We start from the raw sequence: 2,559 nt of genomic DNA on the forward strand, positions 1-2,559 counted from the left end.
GCGCCTGTTCGAAATCGCCCGGCGCGACGACCTGCACGGATGAAGGCGCGTACTGGCAACGCCCATGCTTGGACACCCCGCTCATATCCTCATATCGTCTATATGTAGAGCTGACCAGCACGGTATCGTCTGAGGGTCGATGAGGCCGTCAGACCGTCCCGTGCCGTTAGGTGTCCGCTCAGATGTTGTCCGCCGTTCAGGCGGGGGTGACTGGGCACGCCCAGTCGGCTGCCACCGCGGCGGCAGCAGGAGTGGGTACGGCTGCCGTGATATGGCATCGCCAGTGGCGGACGGGTGGGGGGCGTCAGTGTGCCCGACGCGTTGGTCTTATGCTCAGGAGTCAATGCGATGACATGGCCAACTTTGGGGAAGAACCGGCGCGCGTTGCTGCGCGCAGCAGTGGCTGCAGCGGCCACGGGGGCGTGGCCGCTGTGGGCGCAGTCGGCGCCGTGGCCACAGCGCCCGTTGAAGCTGTTGGTGGGCTTTCCGCCGGGTTCGTCGCCCGATGTCATGGCGCGCACGCTGGCCGAACCGCTGGCGCAGGTGCTGGGACAGCCGGTGGTGGTGGACAACCGCCCCGGTGCATCGGGCAATATCGCGGCCGACGCGGTGGCGCGCGCTCGCGACGGTCACACCATAGGCCTGATGATTAACGGTAATCTGACCATCGCCAATATCCTTAACCCCGCTACGCCATACGACCCGTTCACCGATTTGGTGCCGGTGTCGCTGCTGGCCACGGCACCGCTGGTACTGGTGGCCGCGCCACAGCTGCCCGCCGATGCGGCCCAGCTACTGGCGGCAGGCCGCAGCGCGGGCGATGGCTGGAACTACGGCTCGCCCGGCGTGGGCACGGTGGCGCATATCGGCATGGAGATGGTCAAGGCCGCCACCGGTTGGCGGGCGGTGCACGTACCGTTTCCGGGCAACCCGCAGGTGATCCAGGCGATGAGCCGCGGCGACGTCCACGTGGCCTTGCTGCCCCCGGGACTGGCGCTGGCACAGGTACAGGCGGGCAAGCTGCAAGTTGTGGGCGTGACTTCTGCCGGGCGCAGCACGCTGGCCCCAAATGTGCCGTCCTTGGCCGAGCTGGGCATGCGCGGCGTGGAACTGGAAATCGGAAACGCGCTGGCGGCGCCGGCCGGCATGCCGCGTGCGCACATCGAGCGGCTGGCTGCGGCCCTGGCCGACATCGTGCGCCGCCCAGCGGTGCGCCAGCAGTTGTTTGCGCAAGGCTGGCAGGCGGTGGGCACGGCACCGCAGGGCTTGGCGCACCGCATGCAGGCCGATGCGGCCCGCATGCGCGCCATCATCGAGCGCGCCGGCATTCGCCCTCAGTGAGGTGGTGCTGCCCGGGCGCAGCGGTTGCGTCCGCTGCGTTTGGCCTCGTGCAGCGCCGCGTCGGCACGCCGGTAGATGCTGGTTGGGGTATCGCCTGATGCCAACAGCGTCAACCCCACAGAGACGGTGATGCACAGCTGCATCGGATGCGGCCAGTGCTGGGCTTGTACCGCCGAGCACAGCCGCTCACCGAGTTGACGCAGGCCCTCTTCGGTGCTGTCGGGAGCAAGCACCACGAATTCCTGGCCACCCACCCGGTAGGCATGATCGGTGCGCCGCTGCAGGATGCTGTCGACCAGGCGACCCAGCCGCGCCAGCGTCACATCGCCCTGGGTGTGGCCGCTGAAATCGTTGACGTCCTTGAAGTGGTCGTTGTCCAGCAGCAGCAAGCCCCGCCGCCGCCCGCTGCGCTGCGCACGGGCGAGTTCCTCGGTCAGTTGCGCGTCGAAGCGGCGGCGGTTGTACAGACCCGTCAGAGCGTCCCGTTCCGCCAACGCGGTGAGTTGCGCATTCGCTTCGGCCAACTCGCGCGTGCGCGCGCTCACCTGTTGTTCCAGCCGCTGTTCCGACTCGCGCAACGCCGCGATCAGCGCCTGCTGGGCGGCGTCGCGTTCGCGCGTGAGCCGGTTGATGCGGTGGGCCAGCGCCCGCAGCAGACATTCCCCCACCGAGCCGAGGTTGAGAGCCTGTAGCGTCAACGGTCCCGGCATGATCACTTCCAGCTGGGTCAAGTAATACGCCCCCGCGCCAGCGATCAAGCAGCCCAGGGCCGCCAGATACAACCACGCCAGCCGCTCCCCCTGCCAGGCCACGTGCAGTGCGCCACCGATCAGCGCGGCGAACATGCCCAGCCCCGCCGGGTCGAGTGTGGCGAAGGTGGCCGGCACCTACAGCGTGGCTACGTCCAGCGGCGGTGGTGCGCCGGCGGCGGTGGCAGGAGGGGGATCTCCCGCACCGACGGCCCAGACCTGGCCGCTCAGGACGAGCGCCAGCCCCAACACGAGCGCCAGCCAGCGCGCGAGGAGCAGTCGACCCCGCCCCCGGGCCGCTTCAGTTGGCATGGCCGCAGGGGCGCAGCTTGACCGGCGTTGCGCCGCTGGCGCATGGGCAATCATGCACTCCAGTGTAGCCGGACTCGCTCGAGTAACGTGAGCCAGCTGCTTACCACCCAGGGTAGCGCCAGGGCGTTGAACAATGCCGCCAACCCCATGGCCAAAC

2 protein-coding genes are annotated in these 2,559 nt (G+C 68.8%); one reads left to right on the plus strand and one right to left on the minus strand.

The genetic code is table 11. The features are described from left to right. The first annotated feature begins 348 nt into the window (after positions 1–348). Entirely contained in the window at positions 349–1,341 is a 993-nt protein-coding gene (locus V7Z54_RS07270; protein ID WP_334135486.1) for a Bug family tripartite tricarboxylate transporter substrate binding protein, read from the plus strand. On the opposite strand, the gene V7Z54_RS07275 is transcribed toward V7Z54_RS07270, so the two are convergent. After that, the gene (locus V7Z54_RS07275; RefSeq protein ID WP_334135488.1) at positions 1,335–2,228 is read right to left on the minus strand and encodes a GGDEF domain-containing protein; all 894 of its coding nucleotides are present in this window, start codon (positions 2,226–2,228) and stop codon (positions 1,335–1,337) included. The genes V7Z54_RS07270 and V7Z54_RS07275 overlap by 7 nt on opposite strands. Positions 2,229–2,559: the final 331 nt, after the last annotated feature.

The organism is Tepidimonas sp. (genome assembly GCF_036824975.1).
Taxonomy (GTDB): domain Bacteria; phylum Pseudomonadota; class Gammaproteobacteria; order Burkholderiales; family Burkholderiaceae_C; genus Tepidimonas.

What these genes read in the sequence shown, in the direction of transcription:
- V7Z54_RS07270 (WP_334135486.1), top strand. Translation starts at nt 349, where the DNA reads ATGACATGGCCAACTTTGGGGAAGAACCGGCGCGCGTTGCTGCGCGCA.